Here is a 21,170-nt window from a genome sequence, read left to right on the forward strand (position 1 = left end):
TAAAATATTAAACCATCAAAAATGTCAAATTCACAATTAACCTCTACAGAAGCTATTGCATTAGAAAATAAATACGGTGCTCACAATTACCATCCATTACCTGTTGTATTATCTAAAGGTGAAGGTGTTTATGTTTGGGATGTTGAAGGCAAAAAGTATTTCGATTTTTTATCGGCTTATTCTGCTGTAAATCAAGGACATTGTCATCCAAAATTAGTCGAAGCAATTTCTAAACAAGCATCAACTTTAGCATTAACCTCTCGCGCTTTTTATAACGATAAACTAGGTGTTTACGAGAAAAAAATAACTGAACTTTTTGGTTTTGATAAAGTTCTTCCTATGAATTCGGGTGCTGAAGCTGTGGAAACGGCTTTGAAATTAACTCGTAAATGGGCATACGAAGTAAAAGGTGTTCCAGAAAATGAAGCTATTATAATAGTTTGCGAAAATAATTTCCACGGACGTACAACTACAATCATTTCGTTTTCTAACGATCCGGATGCAAGAAAAAGTTACGGTCCTTATACCGACGGATTTGTTAGAATTCCATACGATAATTTACAAGCTCTAGAAGAAGTTCTTACAAACAAAAATGTTGCAGGTTTCTTGGTAGAACCGATTCAAGGAGAAGCAGGTGTTTATGTTCCAACTGAAGGTTATTTAGCTAAAGCTAAAGAACTTTGTAAAGCTAACAATGTTTTGTTTATTGCTGATGAAGTTCAAACAGGAATCGCAAGAACAGGAAAAATGTTAGCAGTGGATCATGAAAATGTGCAACCTGATGTTTTGATTTTAGGAAAAGCGCTTTCTGGCGGAATGTACCCAATTTCGGCTGTTTTAGCTAACGATGAAATTATGAATGTAATTAAACCAGGTCAACACGGATCAACTTTTGGTGGTAATCCAATTGCAGCAGCAGTTGCGATGGCAGCTTTAGATGTGGTTTTAGATGAAAATTTAGCTGAAAATGCTGAAGTTTTAGGAGAAATTTTCCGTTTTGAATTGAATAAGTACATTCAAAATTCTAACATTTGTACTTTAGTTCGTGGAAAAGGATTATTAAATGCAATTATCATCAACGATACTGAAGATAGTGATACAGCTTGGAAAATTTGTTTAAGAATGCGAGATAATGGTTTATTAGCAAAACCGACTCATGGAAATATCATTCGTTTTGCTCCGCCGTTAGTCATGACAGAAGAACAATTATTAGAATGTGTTGCAATAATAACTAAAACTTTAGCCGAATTCGAAAAATAATAAACTTAAATAAATTAATATGAATACTGAATTTTCAAATTCAAATCAAAAAAATCTAGAGATTACTCATGTGACTAAATTAGTTTTCTTAGAAACCGCAAAATGGGCTAAGTTTTTGGCTATTTTAGGTTTTGTAGGAATGGGGATAATGGTGATTATGGGATTTTTTATGGGAGCAATAATGAGTTCTCTAGGTTCATTAAGTAGTTATAGTAATACACCTAATCCTTTTGGGATGATAGGAGGAGTTTTTTTTGTCATACTATATTTAGCGATAGCATTAATCTATTATTTTCCAATTAAATATTTGTATGATTTTTCTACGAAAGTTAAAAAAGCATTTGAAATCCAAGATCAAATGCTGTTTAATGATGCTATTTTAAAATTAAAGGCACATTATAAATATATTGGAATATTGATGATTATTGTTTTTTCATTCTATATTTTGATGATGATTATATCTATTATTGGAGGAATGGCGGCTGCAGCAATGAATTAATTGATAAAATTTCAAATAAATTTAAGCACTTCATTTTATTTTGAAGTGCTTTTTTGTTCTTTTGGGATTTAATATATCATTTTGATACACTAATTAATTTTATTAAATTTGAAAATACTTTTTATATAATTTAGTTTCGCTTAGAAACTTTTTTATAGGTTATTGATTTAAAAACATGGAAAATAAAATAATTAACAATATAGAAAATAGCATTAAAATTCATCCTCGAGTTGGGATTACTTTTAGCGCTTTTGATTTGCTGCATGCTGGGCATATCAAGATGTTAGAAGAAGCAAAACGTCAGTGCGATTACTTGATTTGCGGTTTACAAACCGATCCGACTCTTGATCGTCCTGAAAAGAATAAACCTTCGCAAACTGTTGTTGAACGTTATATTCAACTTAAAGGATGCAAGTTTGTTGACGAAATTGTTCCGTATGCTACCGAGCAAGATTTAGAAGATATTTTACGTTCGTTTAAAATTGATGTACGTATTTTAGGAGATGAATATGCAGATAAAGAATTTACAGGAAGACAGTATTGCGAAGAAAAAGGAATTGATTTTTATTTTAATACAAGAGATCATCGTTTTTCAAGCTCAAGTTTGCGAAAAGAAGTTGCCGTTCTTGAGTTAAAAAAAGAAAAATAAATTTTTAATTATGTAAAGAATATAAATAAAGTATTAATTTAAATAAAAAGGGATGACTTTTTGGAGTTATCCCTTTTTTAAATTGAGTTGTTTAAAATTTTTTATAATTCAAAAAACTGAGTTCTATAATATATTTGAACTCAGTTTTATAATAATTTAATTATTCATTATGTAAAAAAGCTTGACGCTCTAAAAGTGTTTCTTCACTTTCAACATGATTGTCATCAGGTACACAACAATCTACAGGACAAACAGCAGCACATTGAGGTTCTTCATGAAAACCTTTACATTCAGTACATTTACTAGGAACAATATAGTATAAATCGTCAGAAATTGGTGTTTGCGCAGCATCTGCATCTACTTCAGTTCCATCTGGTAAAACAATTTTACCATTTAAAGCAGTTCCGTCTTTATAGCGCCAATCGTCAGCGCCTTCATATATCGCAGTATTTGGGCACTCTGGTTCACAAGCACCGCAATTAATACATTCATCAGTTATTATGATTGCCATAGCTAATATTTATTTTATTAATAGTAACTTTGTACAAAAGTACGATTTAAAGAAATTACAAACAAATCTATATGATTTTAGAACAGAAAAAAAACGCATTTGTAGCTTTAGGTGATTTTATCAGACAATTTGCTACAGAAGATTTCGAATATAATAACGATGTTTTAAAAAATGAAGAATTCTTTTCGAATTTCGCAATGATTATTGAACAAGCTCAAAATCACAACGGCTGGTTTACAAAAGATCAAGTTGTTTTTGCTCTGAATTCTTGGTCAAATGCATTAACGCAAACGAATTTAAATCAATGGCTTTCTAACTATAATTTAAATGTTGAACCTCTGAAAACGGTTGGTTTAATATTAGCAGGAAATATTCCAATGGTTGGATTTCACGATGTGATTTCGGTTTTAATTAGTGGAAACAAAGCATTGATTAAAACTTCATCAAACGATCAATTGATTATTCCGTTTTTATTAAAATATCTTGTTGCTGTTGAACCTGAGTTCGAATCAAGAATTGGATTTACAAAACAAGGATTTGAAAATTTTGATGCCGTTATTGCAACAGGAAGTAATAATACGGCTCGTTATTTTGAATATTATTTCGGAAAAGTACCTAATATTATTCGTAAAAACAGAAATTCAGTTGCCGTTTTAACCGGAAATGAATCTAAAGAAGAATTACAAGCTTTAGGTAGAGATATTTTTACTTTTTATGGATTAGGATGTAGAAGTATTTCTAAATTATTCGTTCCGACTGATTATAATTTCACAGCATTTTTTGAAGCCATGTATGAATATAGCGAAGTAATCAAATACGAACGTTATGCAAATAATTACGACTATAATAAAGCGGTATATTTGATGAGTAATTTCAAAATTTTAGACAACGGATTTTTAACCATTCGTGAAGATACAAGTTACGCTTCACCAATTTCGTCTGTTTTTTATGAATTTTATGATAACGAAAATCAGTTGATGAAAAAATTAGAAAACGATCATGAAAAAATTCAATGTGTAGTTTCTAACTTACCCATCGAAAATAAAATTGCGTTTGGTGAAACACAAAATCCTCAATTATGGGATTACGCTGATGGAATCGATACAATGAAATTTTTACTTTCATTATAACAAAAACGAGATAGAAAACTATCTCGTTTTTTTATACAAAAAAAATCCCGTTTTAATTCGAGACTTTATTTTTTATAAACTTGCAATTAATGCATTGATTTTTTCTCTTTCTTCTTCAGCTAAAGCAGAATCAACTAAGATACGACCACTGTGCTCATCTGTAATGATTTTTTTACGAGCAGCGATTTCAACCTGAACTTGAGGTGGAATTGTAAAGTAAGAACCAGCAGAAGCTCCACGTTCGATAGAAACAACAGCTAATTTATTACGAACTCCATTTCTAATTCTTTGGTAAGCAGTAACTAAACGTTCTTCGATTAAAGCAGAAAATTCTTCAGATTTTGCTAACAAAATTTCTTCTTCACGTTTAGTTTCTTCCATAATTCCATTTAATTCAGATTCTTTATGAGTTAGATGTTCTTTTTTGCCATCTAATTTTTCTGAATTTTGTTCGATTACGCTTTTTTTATGTTCAATAGAAGCTTTAAACTCTTTAATGTGTTTTTCAGCTAATTCAATTTCTAAATTTTGGAATTCAATTTCTTTAGTCAAAGAGTTAAATTCTCTATTGTTACGAACATCTTTTTGTTGTTCTGTATATTTTTTGATTGCTTCTTTGAAACTATCAATATCATTTTTCTTTACTTTGATTTGCTCATTAATAGCCTCAACCTCCGTATTTAATTTTTCTAAACGAGTTGTAAGTCCAGCAACTTCGTCTTTTAAATCTTCTACCTCAAGAGGTAACTCACCTCTCATGTTTCTAATTTCATCAATTCTTGAGTCAATCAATTGCAAATCGTACAATGCTCTCAATTTTTCCTCTACAGTAAGTTCTGCTTTATTTGTCATATCTATATGTAGTTAACTGGATTTGTGTTTATCTCAGATAAAATAATTGCAAAAATAGTAATTTTTTTCGTAAGATAATCAACAATATAATTTTTTATATATCTTTCACTTTCAAAATGTCCGATATCTGCCAAAAGTATCGCATTTTCTGCTTGATAATAATCGTGATATTTTAAATCAGCAGTAATATATGCATCTGCTTTTTGAGCAATTGCAGCGCCAATGGCAAAACTTCCCGAGCCACCAAGAACTGCAACTTTCTTAATTTTTTTATTTATAAAGTTACTATGACGAATTCCTCCTGTTTGTGTTTTTTCTTTAACCATTAAAAGAAAATCTTTTTCATCCATTGCTGTCGGAAGTTCCGCAATCATTCCCATTCCAACATTCTGAAGTTCGTTTTCTGTTTTAATAATTTCGTAAGCAACTTCTTCGTACGGATGATTTTCAAATAAAGCTTTTAATATGCTTCCTTTCAAATGTTTTTCAAAAGTAAATTCTAATTTCGTTTCTTCAATTTCTTCGTAAATATGAGGTTTTCCAATTACCGGTTCGCTGTATTGATTGCCTTTAAAAGAACCAATTCCTTCTGAAGAAAAACTGCATTCGTCATAATTTCCAATCGAACCTGCACCGGCTTTAAACAAAGCTTGTTGTAGATTTTTGGCATGTTCTTTCGGAACAAAAGTGGTTAGTTTATAAATGAAGTTTTGTTTAGGAATCAAAATTTTAGAATTGATTAATCCCAACGTATCACAAAAAATTTGATTTACGCCTTCGCGATGATTATCCAAAGCGGTATGAATCGCAAAAATGGCTACATCATTTTTAATCGCTTTAATAACCGAACGTTCGACATAATTTTTTCCGGTGATTTTCTTAAAACCCGAAAATAAAATAGGATGAAAGCAAACCACCAAATTGCAATTTTTAGTAACTGCTTCATCAATCACTTCTTCCAATGCATCGTGGCAAACTAAAACTCCGGTACAATCGTTATTTTTGTTTCCGACTAACAAACCTACGTTGTCAAAATCTTCTGCGTAAGCGAGTGGAGTTAATTCTTCTAAAATTTGAATTACATTTGAAATTTTCATACAATTTTGCTTCAGATTTATATCTTCAAAGATAGAAAAAATAGCTATTTTCGTAACATGAAAAGGCTTCGAAAAATATTATTTCCGTTTTCACTTATTTACGGTGGCATTGCGGCTATTCGTAATTTAATGTTTGACTTTGGTTGGAAAAAACAGACTTCGTTTGAATTGCCTATAATTTGTGTAGGAAATTTGAGCGTGGGCGGAACAGGAAAAACTCCTCAAATTGAATATTTAGTTCGTTTGCTAAATAATAAATTTCAAACAGTAATTTTGAGTCGTGGATATAAACGTAAAACAGAAGGCTTTAATTTGGCTGATGATTCCACAAAAATGGAAGATATTGGTGACGAACCTTTTCAATACTTTTCTAAATTCAAGAATATTCACGTGGCTGTTGATGCCAAACGAGTTAATGGTGTTCAAACGATTTTGAAAAAATTACCTCAAACAGAAGTCATTCTTTTAGATGATGCATTTCAACATCGTCACATAAAAGCAGGTTTTTATGTACTTTTGACCAAGTTTGATGAACTTTATTCTGACGATTTGGTTTTACCAGCAGGTAATTTACGTGAATTTAAATCGGGAGCAAACCGTGCCGATGTGGTTGTGGTTACTAAATGTCCGATGGATTTGAGTTTGGAAAATCAAAATAAAATCAAGCAAAAATTAAATCTTAAACCAAATCAAGATGTTTATTTTACTACAATTGGATACGATAAACAAATTACAAACGGAACTGATTTTATTACATTTAACGAATTAGATAACAATTCCTTTTTCGCTGTTGCTGGAATCGCTAAACCCGAATATTTCTATAAATATTTAAATGTATTAAGTAATAATTTTGTAACTTTTCCTGACCATCATCATTTTTCTGAAAAAGATATTGATTTAATTTTGAAGAGAGCCGATGGTAAAAAAATCATAACTACAGAGAAAGATTTTGTGCGTTTAAAAGGAAAATTGCCAATAGAACAATTATATTATTTGCCTATTAAAACGCAATTTTTGAACAAAGCCGATTCTTTCAATGCAAAAATTTTAAATTATGTGGGAAAAAGTTCAAGAAACAGTTAAGCAAATTCAGAATAAAATAAAAGGTAAACCATCAATTGGAATTGTTTTGGGTTCTGGTTTAGGAAATTTAGTAGATGATATGGAAATTGAAATTTCAATTCCTTATTCAGAAATTATCAATTTTCCAGTTTCAACGGTTCAAGGCCATAAAGGAAATTTAATTTTCGGTAAAATAGGAGGGAAACAGGTTGTTGCCATGCAAGGTCGTTTTCATTATTATGAAGGTTATGATATGAAACAAGTTACTTTTCCGATTCGAGTAATGAAATATTTAGGTGTTCAAACCTTGATTGTTTCTAATGCTTCTGGAGGTGTAAATCCGAATTTTAAGGTTGGAGATATTATGTTGATTAAAGACCATATCAATATGTTTCCGGAACATCCTTTACGCGGAATTAATGACGAACGATTTGGCCCACGTTTTTTAAATATGAGTGAACCGTATAGTTTTAAAATTTTAGATAAAGCGAATCAATTAGCAAATGATTTAGATATAAAAGTTCAAAATGGAATTTATTACGGTTTAAGTGGACCTACTTTTGAAACCTTGGCTGAATATAAAATGATTTATAAAGTCGGCGCAGATTGCGTAGGAATGTCAACCGTGCCTGAAGTAATTGTTGCCAAACACATGAATTTGGATTGTTTTGGTGTTTCTGTTATTTCTGATATGGGAAACGAAGAATCTATTAAGGATGTAAATCACGATGAAGTTTTAGCTGCTGTAAATGCTACTGAACCTAAACTTCGAAAATTGATAAATGAATTAATTATTGATTTGTAATTAGTTTTTATTTGATCCAAAATTACAAAGGAAGCTTTTCAAGGCTTCTTTTTTTTTTTATTTAAATAAAAAAAATCATTTGAAGTGCTAAATTTTAAATATTTGAAATTCAGGGTTTACCCTTAGTTTTTTTTACTGAAATATGAATTAAATTGCGAATGTTATTAATGGTTTTGAATTCTTTTTAAATAATATATCTAAAACATTCACATTATGAATACAAGATTAATACAATCGATTAGTAGTGTTTTTTTAGGAATAATTGCTTTTTTTTGTATATTGATTCCAGATTTAGCATTGAAATTATTTGAAATACCAAATAATGATTACGTTATCTTAATGATGCAAATTCTTGGAGGATTATTTCTTGGTTTTTCAATTACGAATTGGGCTTCAAGAACAATTCTTATTGGTGGAATATACGGGAGAGCAATTTATCTGGGAAATATGGTCCATTTTTTGGTTGGAGGATTAGCTTTATTAAAATGGAATATCGAAAATAATTTCCCCTCAACAGCCTCATTAATTTTTCTTATCATTTATTTATCATTCGCATTATTGTACAGTCTTAATTTATTTTTCAATCCGAAAATATTGTGGAAAGATAAACAACATTTTGGTGTTTTAGCCATCAAATTAAAATCATAAATATTATTACATAGCACATTTTATATAATTTTTGAATTTTATTGCAACAGTTTACAACAAACAAATCTTTTGAAAATCCGTTTCGTTAATGAAATGGATTTTTTTGTTTCATAATTTTGTGCTGCTAGTTTGGTGTGTTTTTTGTTAATTTTTTTAATTCTACCATTAAAATGTTATTTATGAAAAACTATACTTTATTAATTGTACTGTTTTGTACTTCAATCAATCTAAATGATCAATTTCGTCAACTTGAAGAAAATTCTAATTGGAATAAATATCAAAAAGTAATAGAAAAAGAACATCCCGAAAAGAAGCAATCTTGGAGTTTTGTATATGATTTAAAAAATGGAAAAATAAGTGTTTTAAAAACTTATTTTGATAATGAATTAAGGTCTGAAAATTATTTTAGTTATTATGATAAATCTAATTTAGAGAAAATTAAAATGAATGGAGTTGAAGTTAAAAATAAATTAAAATATGATGAATTAGGTCAGTTAGTTGCTCAAAATAATATTCACTTTGAATATGATAATAATGGAAAATTAATTCGGCAATATTTAGATGTTTTTGAAGAATGGAAAGGTAAAAAAGGTTGGTCAGAAAAATATATTTATGATGATTCGGGTAGCTTAATCCAATTAGAAAAATCCACTTATTTAAATAAGCAATTTCAAATTGAAATTGAAAATTATATTTACGATGATTGTAAAAACATCATTCAAATAACTAGAAAATCAAATCCCAAAAGAGCATATCCGATTGTGATTATTGGAGGCGAAACTAAGAATGAATCTGATTTTTATTTTTATGAATATAATTCAGATTGTATTTGGACAAAAAAATATAAACTTGTTAATGGGGATAAAGCATTAATTTCTGAAAGAGAGTTAATTAAGGTGTAAAAAAAATACCGTTTCGAAATTTGAAACGGTATTTTTTTATTATTCCACAATCAACTTTTTAGCTGTTGATTTGTTGTCGGATTTAAGTGTGATGATATAAAAACCTGAATTTAAGTTATTAATTTCAAATTGATTGTTGTCAAATTGAGGATTATTAATTTGTTGAATTAATTTTCCGTCGATTGAGTGAATCAAAATTGTATTTACTATTTCAGTTGTTTGAATATAAACTTTGCTATCGTACGCAGGATTAGGATAAATTCCAAATTCAATTTTATCAAATTTGTCATTAGATAACGTTAATCCCCAACGATCTTGTGCGATTGGTCCACCCCAAATTTTAGTTGCTAAATACGGATTGTCAATAAATGGATTCCTATTACCTTGACCTGCACTGTTTGAAGCATTTGCTAAGTATGTGTTTCTTTGAATTTCAACATCAGAAACTGGATCTTCAGCATTCCATTGTAAGAATAAACCTATCATTTGATCAAAAGAACTTGAAACTGATCCGACTGCTACATTTGTAGGTATACACTGACTTGGGTATCTCAAATACATATACATCATCATACGAGCAACATCACCTTTCCATTCATCTCCAGGATACCAGTTAGAACCAACTGAACCTGAATTACCTGAACCTGCAGCAAACTTTTTGTTTCCACGATCTCCATTTAATTGTACATCAGAAGCGCGTAAGTGATGAGCGTCTGAATTTGCCGCAGTTTGTTCTAGATTTGGTGTTCCAAGTGAACGTGCATAAACATGTTCTCTGTTCCAATCACCGTTATTCCCACCGTTGTCATTCTTAGCACGTATACGAGAATATTTACCAGTTGTAACGTTTTGATGTCCATAAATCAACATTACTTGATTGTTGTTTGTTGGATTTACATCTGTTGCTTTTAACGCTGTCCAAACCCCATTATATGAAATTTGGTTTGAATGTGTATTCGTAATTTTTGTTGCTAAGGCATTCTTTAACGGTTGACCATTTAGGTCAAAATCAATACCATTATAATAAGCTTGAGGTTGGGCGAAACCTATGATTGTAGCAAATAATAATGTAAAACCAGTAACGATTTTTTTCATAATAATTAAGAGTAATAATTTATTTCTTTCTTTCTAATAAAGCCATATAAAATCCATCAAAACCAGAATCTTTAGCTAAAACTTTTTCGTCTTTTATGAACTCGAAATTTTGTCCAAATTCTGTTTTTAAGAATTTTTCAATCTGTTCTTGGTTTTCTGATGGAAGAACTGAACAAGTTGCATAAACTAATTTACCACCAACTTTAACCATTTTAGAGTAATTAGCTAAAACTTCTTCTTGTGTTTTTTTGATGTTTTCAATAAACTCAGGTTGAAGTTTCCATTTGCTATCAGGGTTTCTTTTTAAAACACCTAAACCGCTACAAGGTGCATCAATCAAAACACGATCTGCTTTATCGTGTAATTTTTTAATCACTTTTGTAGTATCAATAATTCGATATTCAATATTGAAAGCAGCGTTACGTTTTGCTCTAATTTTAAGCTGACGTTGTTTACTTTCGTACAAATCCATCGCAATAATTTGACCTTTGTTTTCCATTAAAGATGCAATGTGAAGTGTTTTTCCACCAGCTCCAGCACAAGCATCAACCACGCGCATTCCAGGTTTTACATCTAAAAAGAAAGCTACTTTTTGTGACGAAGCATCTTGCACTTCAAATAAACCTTCTTTAAATAAATCGGTCATGAAAACATTGGCGCGTTCACGTAAAATTAAAGCATCTGGATATTGTTCATGGAAATCCGTTTCGATTTCTAAATCCATCAATTGTGCACGTAACTTTTCTTTAGTTGTTTTTAAACGATTTACGCGTAAAACAACTTTTGCTTGTTGATTTTGTGCTTTTAATTCTTGACTCCAAACTTCTGTTCCTAATTCTTTTTCACCTAACTCATCAATCCAATCCGGAATAGATTCTTTTACGCGTCTGATTTTAGATAATTCGTCAAAGCGACCTTTTATTTTACGTTCTGGTGTTCCTTCAAAGTATTTCCAATCAGGTAATTTTATTCCTCTTAAAACTGCCCAAACCGCAAACATTCTCCAAATATCATCTCTGTCATAATTGTCTTTGACTTCAGCAACTTCGGCGTAAAGTCTTTTCCAACGAACCATTTCATATATTGTTTCGGCAACGAATTTTCTATCGCTGCTTCCCCATCTTTTATCCTTTTTTAGTGCAAAAGCAACTGCTTTATCTGCATATTGTCCTTCGTTAAAAATCGCCATTAGCGAATCGATAACTGTAAAAACTAAGTTTCTGTGTAATCTCATTTTTGTTAAATCAGTCTGCAAAGATAACGCATTATTATGTTAATTTAAAGTTATTTGATTTGATATTGGTTTAATAATATTTTTTTTTGAAGCACAATAATTCTAATTTTGCACAAACAATACAACTCATGATTAAAACGGTAATTTTCGATATGGACGGCGTAATTGTTGATACAGAGCCAGTTCATAAATATGCCTATTTTAAACATTTTCAAGAATTAGGAATTGATGTAACAGAAGAACTTTATGCTACTTTTACAGGGAATTCTACTCGAAATGTTTTTCAAAAATTAAAGGATAAATTTCAATTACAAGAAGAAGTTGAAAATTTAATACTTAGAAAAAGAAGTTTATTTAACGATGCTTTTGATACCAAACCAGATTTGGAATTGATTTCAGGAGTTTATGATTTAATCGTTGATTTACATAGAAATGATGTAGAATTAATTTTGGCATCATCGGCTTCAAAAGGAACTATTGAGCGTGTTTTCAATCGTTTTAAATTAAATGAATTTTTTAGCCATAAAGTGAGTGGAGAAGATTTTCCGAAATCAAAACCAGATCCAACTATTTTTATTCATGCAGCTTCATTATCTAAAAATCCAAAAGACGAATGCATCGTAATTGAAGATAGTACAAATGGTGTAAAAGCTGCTGTTGGTGCTGGAATTTATTGTTTGGGTTATAATAGCGAAAATTCCAAACTTCAAAATTTAGAAGGAGCAAGTATTTTAGTTAATGATTTTAATGAGATTGATGCTCATTTTATAAAAAAACTAAAATAGTTGATAATACTAAAAAAGCCAGTTGATTTATTTCATTTGGCTTTTGTTTTATCTCGGAGTTGCTTTAAATTTTACTTTCTTTAAAATTGTTTCAACTATTATTTTATTTAAAGAATTAACGTTGAAATCTGAATTGGTAATTTCAATTTGTAAAAAATTTAATAACCGACCTTTTATATATTCTCCGTTTTCAAGCTTTTCTATCAAATTTAGATAAGTTGTTTCTTTATTGATCTCAATTAAATTTGGTGATTCAAGTTTGTGTTTTAGAATTTGCAATAGGATTTGTGTTTCTTCAAGATTGAATTTCATGGTAATTTTTTTACAAAAGTAAATTTTAATTTTAACTTCGAAAAAAAAATAATATATTCACAACTTCGTTTGAGAAAACAACTTTTATTAATCTTTAATTGATATTTAATGAAAAATAAATACTTTTTGTTTTTATTACTTGCATCTTTTTCAATAAATGCACAAACAACTAAAAAAGTTCTTTTTCTAGGAAATAGTTATTCTCAATATAATAATTTACCAAGTTTAGTCGCTCAATCTGCAACGTCAACAAATGATGTTTTGATTCATGATAGCAATTTAATTGGTGGTTATAGTTTAGAACAACACGCTTCAAATCAAACAAGTTTAACAAAAATCAACGGAAATCAATGGGATTATGTGGTTTTGCAAGATCAAAGTCAAAAACCTGCATTTCCGATTGGTTATGTAAATACATACGTTTTTCCTTATGCGATTCAATTGACAAATCTTATTAAACAAAACTATGCTTGTTCGGTTCCTTTGTTTTACACTACGTGGGGTAAAAAAAATGGAGATCCGCAAATTTGTCAAAATGGTCAATGTACTTATGAAGTAATGGATGATTTATTACAACAACGTTATCGAACTATGGCAGATACAAATAAGGGCGTAATTTCTCCTGTTTCTCAAGTTTGGCGATATATAAGAGAAAATCATCCAACAATTGAGTTATATGATTCAGATAATTCGCATCCTTCTTTAGCGGGTTCAATGGCAGCAGCTTATACTTTTTATACTGTTATTTATAGAAAAGATCCTACTTTAATTACTTTTAATTCGAGTTTAAATGCTACAACCGCTGCAACTTTAAAAAATGCTATAAAAACTATTGTTTATAATAATTTAGAGAATTTTTATGTAGATGTAAACGATAATTTTGCAAATTTTGAATTCAATAATACATCTGGAACAAATTTTCAATTTACAAATTCATCAACAAATGCTTCAAACTTTCAGTGGAATTTTGGAGATGGAACAACTTCAAATCAACAAAATCCAACACATATTTTTACTGTTGCAGGAACTTACAATGTAACTTTAACTGTTACATCTTGTGGTAAAACTTATACAAAAGCAAAAGAAATTACAATTTCGACTTTATCTAATGATACGTTTGCTAAAAATCAAATTAAATTATATCCAAACCCAAGTACCGATTTCTTGAATGTATCAATTGGAAACTTAAATAAAATTTTGATTTTTGATATACAAGGAAAACAAATCGAAACGAAGTTTATAACCAATGCAGAAGAAACACAAATTGACATTCAAAATTTAGCAAAAGGAAATTATATTTTACAGATTTCAAAAGATAATCAAACAGAAAATTTTAAATTCACAAAAAAATAAAACTAATACAATATTTTTAACATTTTTTGTTTATATTTATGTAATTAATTATAAATATAATCATCATGAAAAAAATTACAACCCTTATTTTTTGCATTTTCATTTATTTTGGAATTTTTGCACAAACGAATCAACAACAATTTTTAGATAATATTTGGTATCTTTCTAAAATTGAAATTAATAACGAAGAATTTGAACTATCAAGTTTAACTTCTACTAGTTATGTACTTACACATTACATAACTGATGGAAACAGATATTTTACTCAAACTCAATGTAATGGAAATTCAGTCGGATATTTTACGCTCGTAGATGATAATTCAATAAATTTCACATCTTTTACTTTTCCTTTTGATTCATGTACCGATATGGATTTAGGAGCGTATTTCACCTCTTATGTTGGAGATATTTTTGGCTTTAACATTGGTAGTGATTTTGATTTTACCGTGACTTCTTCAAACGGTAATTTACAATTGGTTATTGCTGGTGCAAATGGAAACAAAGCAACCTATTATAACAATGCAACTGCAAATATCAAATCGTTTAATGGCCAATTATTAAAAGTTTATCCAAACCCAAGTACCGATTTCTTGAATGTTTCAATTGGAAACTTAGATAAAATTTTGATTTTTGATATACAAGGAAAACAAATCGAAACGAAGTTTATAACCAATGCAGAAGAAACACAAATTGATATTCAACATTTAGCAAAAGGAAATTATATTTTACAGATTTCAAATGATAATCAGACAGAAAGTTTGAAGTTCATCAAAAATTAAGAAAATGAAGCATCTAGATTAAATTAGATGCTTTTTTTTTATCTTTATAAAAATCAAAAATAAATCATTATGAAAAAAATTACTTTTATCTTGTTATACATTTTGACAAATTTTGGAGTTCAAGCTCAAACAAATCAACAAACACTTTTAAATAACACTTGGTTTTTAGCTAAAATTGAAGTAGATGATGAAATGATTTTTCCACCATTTGAAGAATCAACAGAATATTCTTCTTTTCAACATTTCCAAAACGACGGAAATATAAGTTTTTCTCAAGGTCAATGTATGAATGGAGCTGGTGGTTCTTATGCGTTTTTAACTGAAAATACATTACATATTTCACAATTTGCAGTCACAGCAATGATGTGTCCAAATCTTGATTTAGAAATCTTTTTCGCAACTTTAAATACGGATGTTTTTTGGAATAATATGGAATTTGATTTTCAATATACTATTACATCCGAAAATGATTTGTTACAATTAGTTTTGACGGGAGCAAACGGAAACAAAGCTTTTTATTACAATGAGGCTACAGCAAATACAAAATCGTTTAATGGCCAATTATTAAAAATTTATCCAAACCCAAGTACCGATTTCTTAAATGTATCAATTGGGAACTTAGATAAAATTTTGATTTTTGATATACAAGGAAAACGAATCGAAACGAAGTTTAATACGAATGCACAAGAAACACAAATTGACATTCAACATTTAGCAAAAGGAAATTATATTTTACAGATTTCAAAAGACAATCAAACAGAAAGTTTGAAGTTTATTAAAAAATAAAACAAAGGCGGTGGATATTTTCACTGCCTTTATTTTTTACTTTTCTGAAATTATGTAAATTATTTCAGAAATTATATAACTTTAATTAGCATAAAGCCTTGTAATTTTACCATATTAAAAGGTACAAATATGAAAACGAGATATAAAATCAATGAAATGACTTGTAGCGGTTGTCAAGCTAAAGTTACACAGGCATTGCAATCGGTTACAGAAAATATCGAAGTGCATTTAAATCCTGCGGAAGCAATAATCGAATCTAAAAAGAAAATTCCTTTAGAAGAACTTCAACACGCACTTTCGCACAAAGGTCCGTACACCATTCAAGAAATTATCGAAAATTCCGATGGCACAGAAACGTATTCAGAAATTGCTCATGATGCCATTCACAGCTCAGATAAACACAACGAAACTCCAAAAAACTTAGAACATTTGGCAGGTAAATATTATTGTCCAATGTTGTGTGAAGGTGATAAAGTTTACGACTCAAATGTAGGTTGCCCAATTTGTGGAATGGATTTGGTAAAAATCGGTGCAAATCCGTCTGATAACGAAGAAGTAAATCATCTAAAAAAACTATTTTATCAATCGCTATTTGTAACAATTCCCGTATTTGTTATTGCCATGTTTGGTATGAGTCACGATAGTTTTATCTATAAAATTATTCCTTTTCAATTAGGACTTTGGTTGCAATTTATGGGCGCAACAGCAGTTTTGTATTTAGGTAAAAATTATTTGAAACGCGCTTGGATTTCTTTTAAAACTTGGAATTTAAATATGTTTTCTTTAATTGGATTAGGAGCAATTGCAGCTTATCTATTTTCGTTTTACGTTTTACTAAATCCGCATGCTTTTCACACAGCGGCGCATCTTCCCATTTATTTTGAAAGTGTAGCAGTGATTTTTACCTTAATGATTTTAGGACAATGGTTAGAAGCTAAAGCACATCAAAAAACAAAATCATCTTTAGAGCATTTATTAAATCTAATTCCGCAAAAAGCAACACTTTTAGTAAACGGTACAACAACTGAAATCGATATTGATAAAGTTCAAGTTCACGACGAATTATTAGTAAAACCAGGTGAAAAAATTCCAGTTGATGGCATTATATTATCTGGGACAACTTCAGTAAACGAAGCTTTATTAACTGGCGAACCTTTACCTGTCGAAAAAACAACGAACGATAAAGTTTTAGCTGGTAGCATCAATACCGACCAATCGTTTACCATGAAAGCAGAACGAATCGGACAAACAACAACCATTGCGCAAATTATCGAAATGGTAAATAAAGCAAGTTTATCTCGTGCGCCAATTCAACGATTAGCCGATAGAATTTCGGGATATTTCGTTCCGGTCGTCGTAGCAATTGCTGTGTTGACTTTTATTTTTTGGACTTATTTTTCTTTAGAAAATTCATGGTTATTTGGTTTACAAAATGCCATTGCAGTTTTAATTATCGCTTGTCCGTGTGCCTTGGGATTAGCAACGCCAGTTTCTATTTCGATGGGAATTGGAAAAGGTGCTCAATACGGAATCTTAATAAAAAAAGCAGAAGCTTTAGAATTGTTACAAAAAACAAATGTAGTTATCACCGATAAAACCGGAACCTTAACCGAAGGTAAACCATCATTAGAAACGATAATTTCGTTAACCGATTTATCTGAAACCGAATTGGTTTACTTAACAGCGCAATTAAATGCAAGAAGTGAACATCCGATTGCAAAAGCATTTAAAGAAAAAGCCCTACATTTAGATTTAGAAATTAAACCCTCGAAATTGGTTGCGAATATCGCTGGAAAAGGAATTCAAGGAATGATTGATTCTAGAAAGGTTTTGCTAGGAAACGAAGCGCTTTTAAATCAGAATAATATTCAGGTTTCTGACGAAATTAAAAATCGTGTTACAGAAATTCAAGACCTAGGTAAAACCGTTTCTTATGTAGCTGTAAACAACGAAATTGTAGGTTTAGCGGTTATTCATGATGCGATAAAACCTGATGTTGCAGAAACTATTTCGTATTTACATTCAAAAAATATTGAAGTAATCATGTTAACTGGCGACCATCAAAAAACAGCTCAAGCTATCGCTAATCAAATTGGAATTGATAAGGTGTTTGCTTCTCAACTTCCTGAAGATAAATTAAAAATGATTGAACAAATCCAATCCGACGGAAAAATTATTACCATGATTGGCGATGGTATTAACGATGCTCCTGCTTTAGCAAAAGCAGACGTTGGAATTGCCATGGGAAGTGGCTCTGATTTGGCTCAAGATTTTTCTAAAATTACGTTGTTAAATAATGCTTTTTCTAATGTTGAAAAATCTATTAAGTTGAGTGAAAAAGTTATTAAAAACATCAAGCAAAATCTATTCTTTGCGTTTATCTATAATATTATTGGAATTGCTGTAGCTGCAGGTGTTTTGTATTCAACAACAGGTTTATTACTTTCTCCGATGATTGCTGCATTGGCAATGTGTTTAAGTTCGGTTTCAGTAATTTCGAATGCACTACGATTAAAACAATTAAAATTATAGAAGTAAAAAAAGTATATTTAAGTATTTTTAGCTATTTTTATGGCAATCGCAATTTTTAAATCAGAAAACAAATCGATTAACATGAAAAAAACTACTTTATTAATAATATTTCTAATAATATCTTTATTTTGTTTGAAGGCTTTTGCTTCTGATAAGATTACAAATGATAACAATTTACTTGAATCATTTAAAAGACAAATTGCTGAAATGAGAGCTTTTGACCAATGTTCAACAATTTTTCCAGTTCCTTTTAATGAAACTTTTAATACTACTTCAACATCAGCCAATTGTTGGAATGCATTTAATTTGAATAATGATAACGTTTCTTGGATTGATAGCCAGACAAATACTTACGAAGGTAATAGATGTAAGCAATTACCTGTTCATAATTTGACTTTTGGTTCAACAAACGATTGGTTGATTTCTCCAAATATAAATTTAGATGCAATACCTGGAACAAAAGAATTAAAATTTTATGTGAAATTATCTCCACATTTACATGGAAATTGGCAAGTTGACCAAGTAGTTAAAGTTGCTGTTTCAACAACCGGAGGATCCAATTTAGCAAATTTTACATCAACAATTCATCCAGGAAAAACATTTCAAAATGATTTTTATGTTGAGGTTAAATTGGATTTGGTAAATATTCAAACCAATCTTCCATTGACAGGTGTAATAAATGTCGGATTTCATGTAAATCGAAATAGTTATCCATTAGGAAGAGGAGTTTATTTAGACGATGTAATTATTGATGCAAAGCCAACTTGTAAAGATATCACTCATCTGGTTTCATGTGTAAATCAAACTTCTGTTGATTTTAGTTGGAATACTGGACAAAATGAAACGCAGTGGGAATATTGTATTGTTAGTGCTGGTTTACCACCTTTACCAGCGGGTACAACTACAACGACAGCAAGTTTTTCAACAACGGGATTAACTGCAGATACATGGTACACAGTTTGGGTTCGGGCTATTTGTGGACCAAATTCAAAAAGTAATTGGACACCAGAATATTTTAAAACCATTCCTAGTGCTGTACAAGCAAATCCTTTTTGTGGAGATTCTGGTGCAATTGTATTTCAAAATAATTTCGGTTCAAGTAATACTTCTGGTTACGGTCCAATTGGTTGTTTAGGATTTACTCCAAATGCCATTTGGTATTATTTTGAAGTTGATACTCCTGGAAATTTAGAATTTAATATTGTTCAAAACACACAATTTAATGTCAATGGTGATCCAGTAGGAATTCCATTAGATGTTGATTATGTTGCTTTTGGACCTTTCAATTCATTAGATCAAGCTTGCTCAAATATTGAAATTGAATATTGTTCTACTTGCCCAGGTTATTTACAAGTTGTTGATCCAGGAAGTGTTAATCCAAACTTTTATCCTTTTGGAAATATTGTTGATTGTAGTCCAAGTCCAGCGGCTATTGAAACATTATCGATTCCAAATGCTCAAGTTGGACAAATATATGCCGTATTAATTGCGAATTGGGATGGACTTCCTGGTTTTATAAAATTAGAACAAACCAATTCGAATGCACCAGGTTCAGGTTCAACAAATTGTGATTTTCTTTGCGAAATTGATTTAGGAGAAGACATTACCGTTTGTAATACCGCTAGTGTTAATTTATCAGGACAAGTGGATACTGTAGGTGATGGAGCAATTACTTCGATTCAGTGGTTTAAAAATGATATTTTGATGGATGTAAATCTTTATAATACATTAAATATCAATGTTACAGAATCGGGTACATACAAAATTGTTATTGAAAAAGATAATTGTACACAACCGAGTATCAGCGATGAAATAGAGGTTAAATTTATTGATCCATTTGATGCTACACAAATTTCAAGTCCTTTTTTAGTTTGTGATTTAGAACCTGATGGTATTCAACAAGTAGATTTTCAAGCGTTAACAAATACGTTTATTTCAACTCAAAATTTAGCTAATTATCAAGTAACTTATTTCAATACAAATCAAAATGCAATCGATAATCTAAGTCCAATTGATATTCAGAATTATACAATTACGCAATCGAAAACCATTTATGTAAGAATTTCAACTGTAGGATTTACAAATTGTGTTACCATTGCACCAATAGTTTTAAATTTTAAAGCTTTTGAAATTCCGATTGTAAATTTTGCTTATCAAAATCCAATTTGTAAAAGTAACCATGATAAAATTTCTCCAATCTTACCCAATGATTTTTCTTTTGGTGGAATTTTTAGCAGTACTGAAGGGTTAGAAATCAACGCACAAACAGGTGAAATTAATGTTGAATTATCTGAACCTGGTGATTACGTTGTTAAATATAAATATACTGTAGCTGAACCAAGATGTGGCGAATCTAAAGAGTTTGAAACGAACATAAAAATTACTCGTGATATTGATATTGTAATTCAAGGTGGTTGTTTTGAGAATAAATATTTACTTTCAATTTTAGATATTAGTGAAAACGGTGTTTGGAATAATTTAACTTACGAATGGTCTGGAAATGGATTAAATTCAACGAAAAATGAATTTTTTGTTGATAAAGATGGACGTTATAATGTGAAAGTTACAACTCCGGAAGGTTGTACACAAACGACTTCAATAGATTTGGCAGATGTAAATTGTTTGATTCCTAAAGGAATTTCTCCAAACGGAGATGGTTTAAATGATGCTTTTGTTTTGAATAATTTGGAAGTTCTGGGATTGAAAGTGATTAATCGATATGGAAAAGAAGTTTATGTATTCGGTCATGGATATAGAAACGAATGGGTAGGTCAAGATAAAAATGGAAATCAATTACCAAGCGGTACTTATTTTTACGCCATTCAAACACCAAGAGAATTGATTACAGGTTGGATACAAATTGTAAGAGAAAAATAATA

General features: G+C 30.1%; 20 protein-coding genes. 14 read left to right on the forward strand and 6 right to left on the reverse strand.

All coding sequences use genetic code 11. From position 1 onward, the window contains the following. Positions 1–21 precede the first annotated feature (21 nt). From rocD to HW119_RS10470, 3 genes are all read left to right on the forward strand, one after another. Positions 22–1,260 (forward strand): ornithine--oxo-acid transaminase, encoded by a 1,239-nt coding sequence (rocD, locus tag HW119_RS10460; RefSeq protein ID WP_177764152.1) that lies wholly within the window; start codon positions 22–24, stop codon positions 1,258–1,260. A 19-nt stretch (positions 1,261–1,279) separates the two neighbouring features. Next, positions 1,280–1,759 (forward strand): hypothetical protein, encoded by a 480-nt coding sequence (locus HW119_RS10465; protein WP_177764154.1) that lies wholly within the window; start codon positions 1,280–1,282, stop codon positions 1,757–1,759. Between the two features lie 175 nt (positions 1,760–1,934). After that, positions 1,935–2,408 carry an adenylyltransferase/cytidyltransferase family protein gene (locus HW119_RS10470; protein ID WP_177764156.1) on the forward strand — a complete coding sequence of 158 codons (474 nt, stop codon included), beginning with the start codon at positions 1,935–1,937 and terminating at the stop codon, positions 2,406–2,408. Between the two features lie 160 nt (positions 2,409–2,568). Here the strand turns inward: HW119_RS10470 and HW119_RS10475 are convergent, their stop codons facing one another. Beyond that, positions 2,569–2,919, reverse strand: coding sequence for a 4Fe-4S dicluster domain-containing protein (locus HW119_RS10475; protein WP_177764158.1), 351 nt, complete (start codon positions 2,917–2,919; stop codon positions 2,569–2,571). 71 nt (positions 2,920–2,990) lie between these two features. Between HW119_RS10475 and HW119_RS10480 the strand changes: the two genes are divergently transcribed. Beyond that, positions 2,991–4,049 (forward strand): acyl-CoA reductase, encoded by a 1,059-nt coding sequence (locus tag HW119_RS10480; protein WP_177764160.1) that lies wholly within the window; start codon positions 2,991–2,993, stop codon positions 4,047–4,049. 72 nt (positions 4,050–4,121) lie between these two features. Here the strand turns inward: HW119_RS10480 and HW119_RS10485 are convergent, their stop codons facing one another. Both HW119_RS10485 and HW119_RS10490 read right to left on the reverse strand, forming a co-directional pair. Next, positions 4,122–4,901 carry a zinc ribbon domain-containing protein gene (locus HW119_RS10485; RefSeq protein ID WP_177764162.1) on the reverse strand — a complete coding sequence of 260 codons (780 nt, stop codon included), beginning with the start codon at positions 4,899–4,901 and terminating at the stop codon, positions 4,122–4,124. Positions 4,902–4,903: 2 nt separating this feature from the next. Then, on the reverse strand, positions 4,904–5,998 hold the full coding sequence (locus HW119_RS10490) for a Nif3-like dinuclear metal center hexameric protein (protein WP_177764164.1): 1,095 nt from the start codon (positions 5,996–5,998) through the stop codon (positions 4,904–4,906). Between the two features lie 57 nt (positions 5,999–6,055). On the opposite strand from HW119_RS10490, the gene lpxK reads away from it, so the two are divergent. The 4 genes from lpxK (at position 6,056) to HW119_RS10510 (ending at position 9,415) form a co-directional block, all read left to right on the forward strand. After that, positions 6,056–7,081: a tetraacyldisaccharide 4'-kinase gene (gene lpxK / locus HW119_RS10495; RefSeq protein ID WP_177764166.1), complete on the forward strand. Its 1,026-nt coding sequence runs from the start codon at positions 6,056–6,058 to the stop codon at positions 7,079–7,081. Further along, complete coding sequence (locus HW119_RS10500) at positions 7,053–7,865, forward strand: purine-nucleoside phosphorylase (RefSeq protein WP_177764168.1); 813 nt, start codon at positions 7,053–7,055, stop codon at positions 7,863–7,865. The genes lpxK and HW119_RS10500 overlap by 29 nt, the downstream gene beginning before the upstream one ends. 213 nt (positions 7,866–8,078) lie before the next feature. Continuing rightward, positions 8,079–8,513 carry a hypothetical protein gene (locus HW119_RS10505; RefSeq protein WP_177764170.1) on the forward strand — a complete coding sequence of 145 codons (435 nt, stop codon included), beginning with the start codon at positions 8,079–8,081 and terminating at the stop codon, positions 8,511–8,513. 179 nt (positions 8,514–8,692) lie between these two features. After that, positions 8,693–9,415 (forward strand): hypothetical protein, encoded by a 723-nt coding sequence (locus HW119_RS10510; protein ID WP_177764172.1) that lies wholly within the window; start codon positions 8,693–8,695, stop codon positions 9,413–9,415. Between the two features lie 39 nt (positions 9,416–9,454). Here HW119_RS10510 and HW119_RS10515 read toward each other — a convergent pair whose 3' ends face one another. Together HW119_RS10515 and HW119_RS10520 are read right to left on the reverse strand one after the other, a co-directional pair. Further along, positions 9,455–10,510: an endonuclease gene (locus HW119_RS10515; RefSeq protein WP_177764174.1), complete on the reverse strand. Its 1,056-nt coding sequence runs from the start codon at positions 10,508–10,510 to the stop codon at positions 9,455–9,457. Between the two features lie 19 nt (positions 10,511–10,529). Then, positions 10,530–11,744 carry an RsmB/NOP family class I SAM-dependent RNA methyltransferase gene (locus HW119_RS10520; RefSeq protein WP_177764176.1) on the reverse strand — a complete coding sequence of 405 codons (1,215 nt, stop codon included), beginning with the start codon at positions 11,742–11,744 and terminating at the stop codon, positions 10,530–10,532. 128 nt (positions 11,745–11,872) lie between these two features. Here HW119_RS10520 and HW119_RS10525 point away from each other — a divergent pair, with 128 nt between their 5' ends. After that, positions 11,873–12,529: an HAD family hydrolase gene (locus HW119_RS10525; protein WP_177764178.1), complete on the forward strand. Its 657-nt coding sequence runs from the start codon at positions 11,873–11,875 to the stop codon at positions 12,527–12,529. Positions 12,530–12,577: 48 nt separating this feature from the next. Here HW119_RS10525 and HW119_RS10530 read toward each other — a convergent pair whose 3' ends face one another. Further along, on the reverse strand, positions 12,578–12,841 hold the full coding sequence (locus HW119_RS10530) for a hypothetical protein (protein WP_177764180.1): 264 nt from the start codon (positions 12,839–12,841) through the stop codon (positions 12,578–12,580). 108 nt (positions 12,842–12,949) lie between these two features. Here HW119_RS10530 and HW119_RS10535 point away from each other — a divergent pair, with 108 nt between their 5' ends. From HW119_RS10535 to HW119_RS10555, 5 genes are all read left to right on the forward strand, one after another. Next, entirely contained in the window at positions 12,950–14,194 is a 1,245-nt protein-coding gene (locus HW119_RS10535; protein WP_177764182.1) for a PKD domain-containing protein, read from the forward strand. 65 nt (positions 14,195–14,259) lie between these two features. Next, entirely contained in the window at positions 14,260–14,973 is a 714-nt protein-coding gene (locus HW119_RS10540; RefSeq protein WP_177764184.1) for a T9SS type A sorting domain-containing protein, read from the forward strand. A 69-nt stretch (positions 14,974–15,042) separates the two neighbouring features. After that, positions 15,043–15,759, forward strand: a complete 717-nt coding sequence (locus tag HW119_RS10545) for a T9SS type A sorting domain-containing protein (protein WP_177764186.1) — start codon at positions 15,043–15,045, stop codon at positions 15,757–15,759. 129 nt (positions 15,760–15,888) lie between these two features. Then, entirely contained in the window at positions 15,889–18,291 is a 2,403-nt protein-coding gene (locus HW119_RS10550) for a heavy metal translocating P-type ATPase (RefSeq protein ID WP_177764188.1), read from the forward strand. 81 nt (positions 18,292–18,372) lie between these two features. Beyond that, positions 18,373–21,168 (forward strand): gliding motility-associated C-terminal domain-containing protein, encoded by a 2,796-nt coding sequence (locus HW119_RS10555; RefSeq protein ID WP_177764190.1) that lies wholly within the window; start codon positions 18,373–18,375, stop codon positions 21,166–21,168. Positions 21,169–21,170 lie beyond the last annotated feature (2 nt).

It is taken from the genome of Flavobacterium sp. I3-2 (assembly GCF_013389595.1).
In the GTDB taxonomy this organism is placed as follows: domain Bacteria; phylum Bacteroidota; class Bacteroidia; order Flavobacteriales; family Flavobacteriaceae; genus Flavobacterium.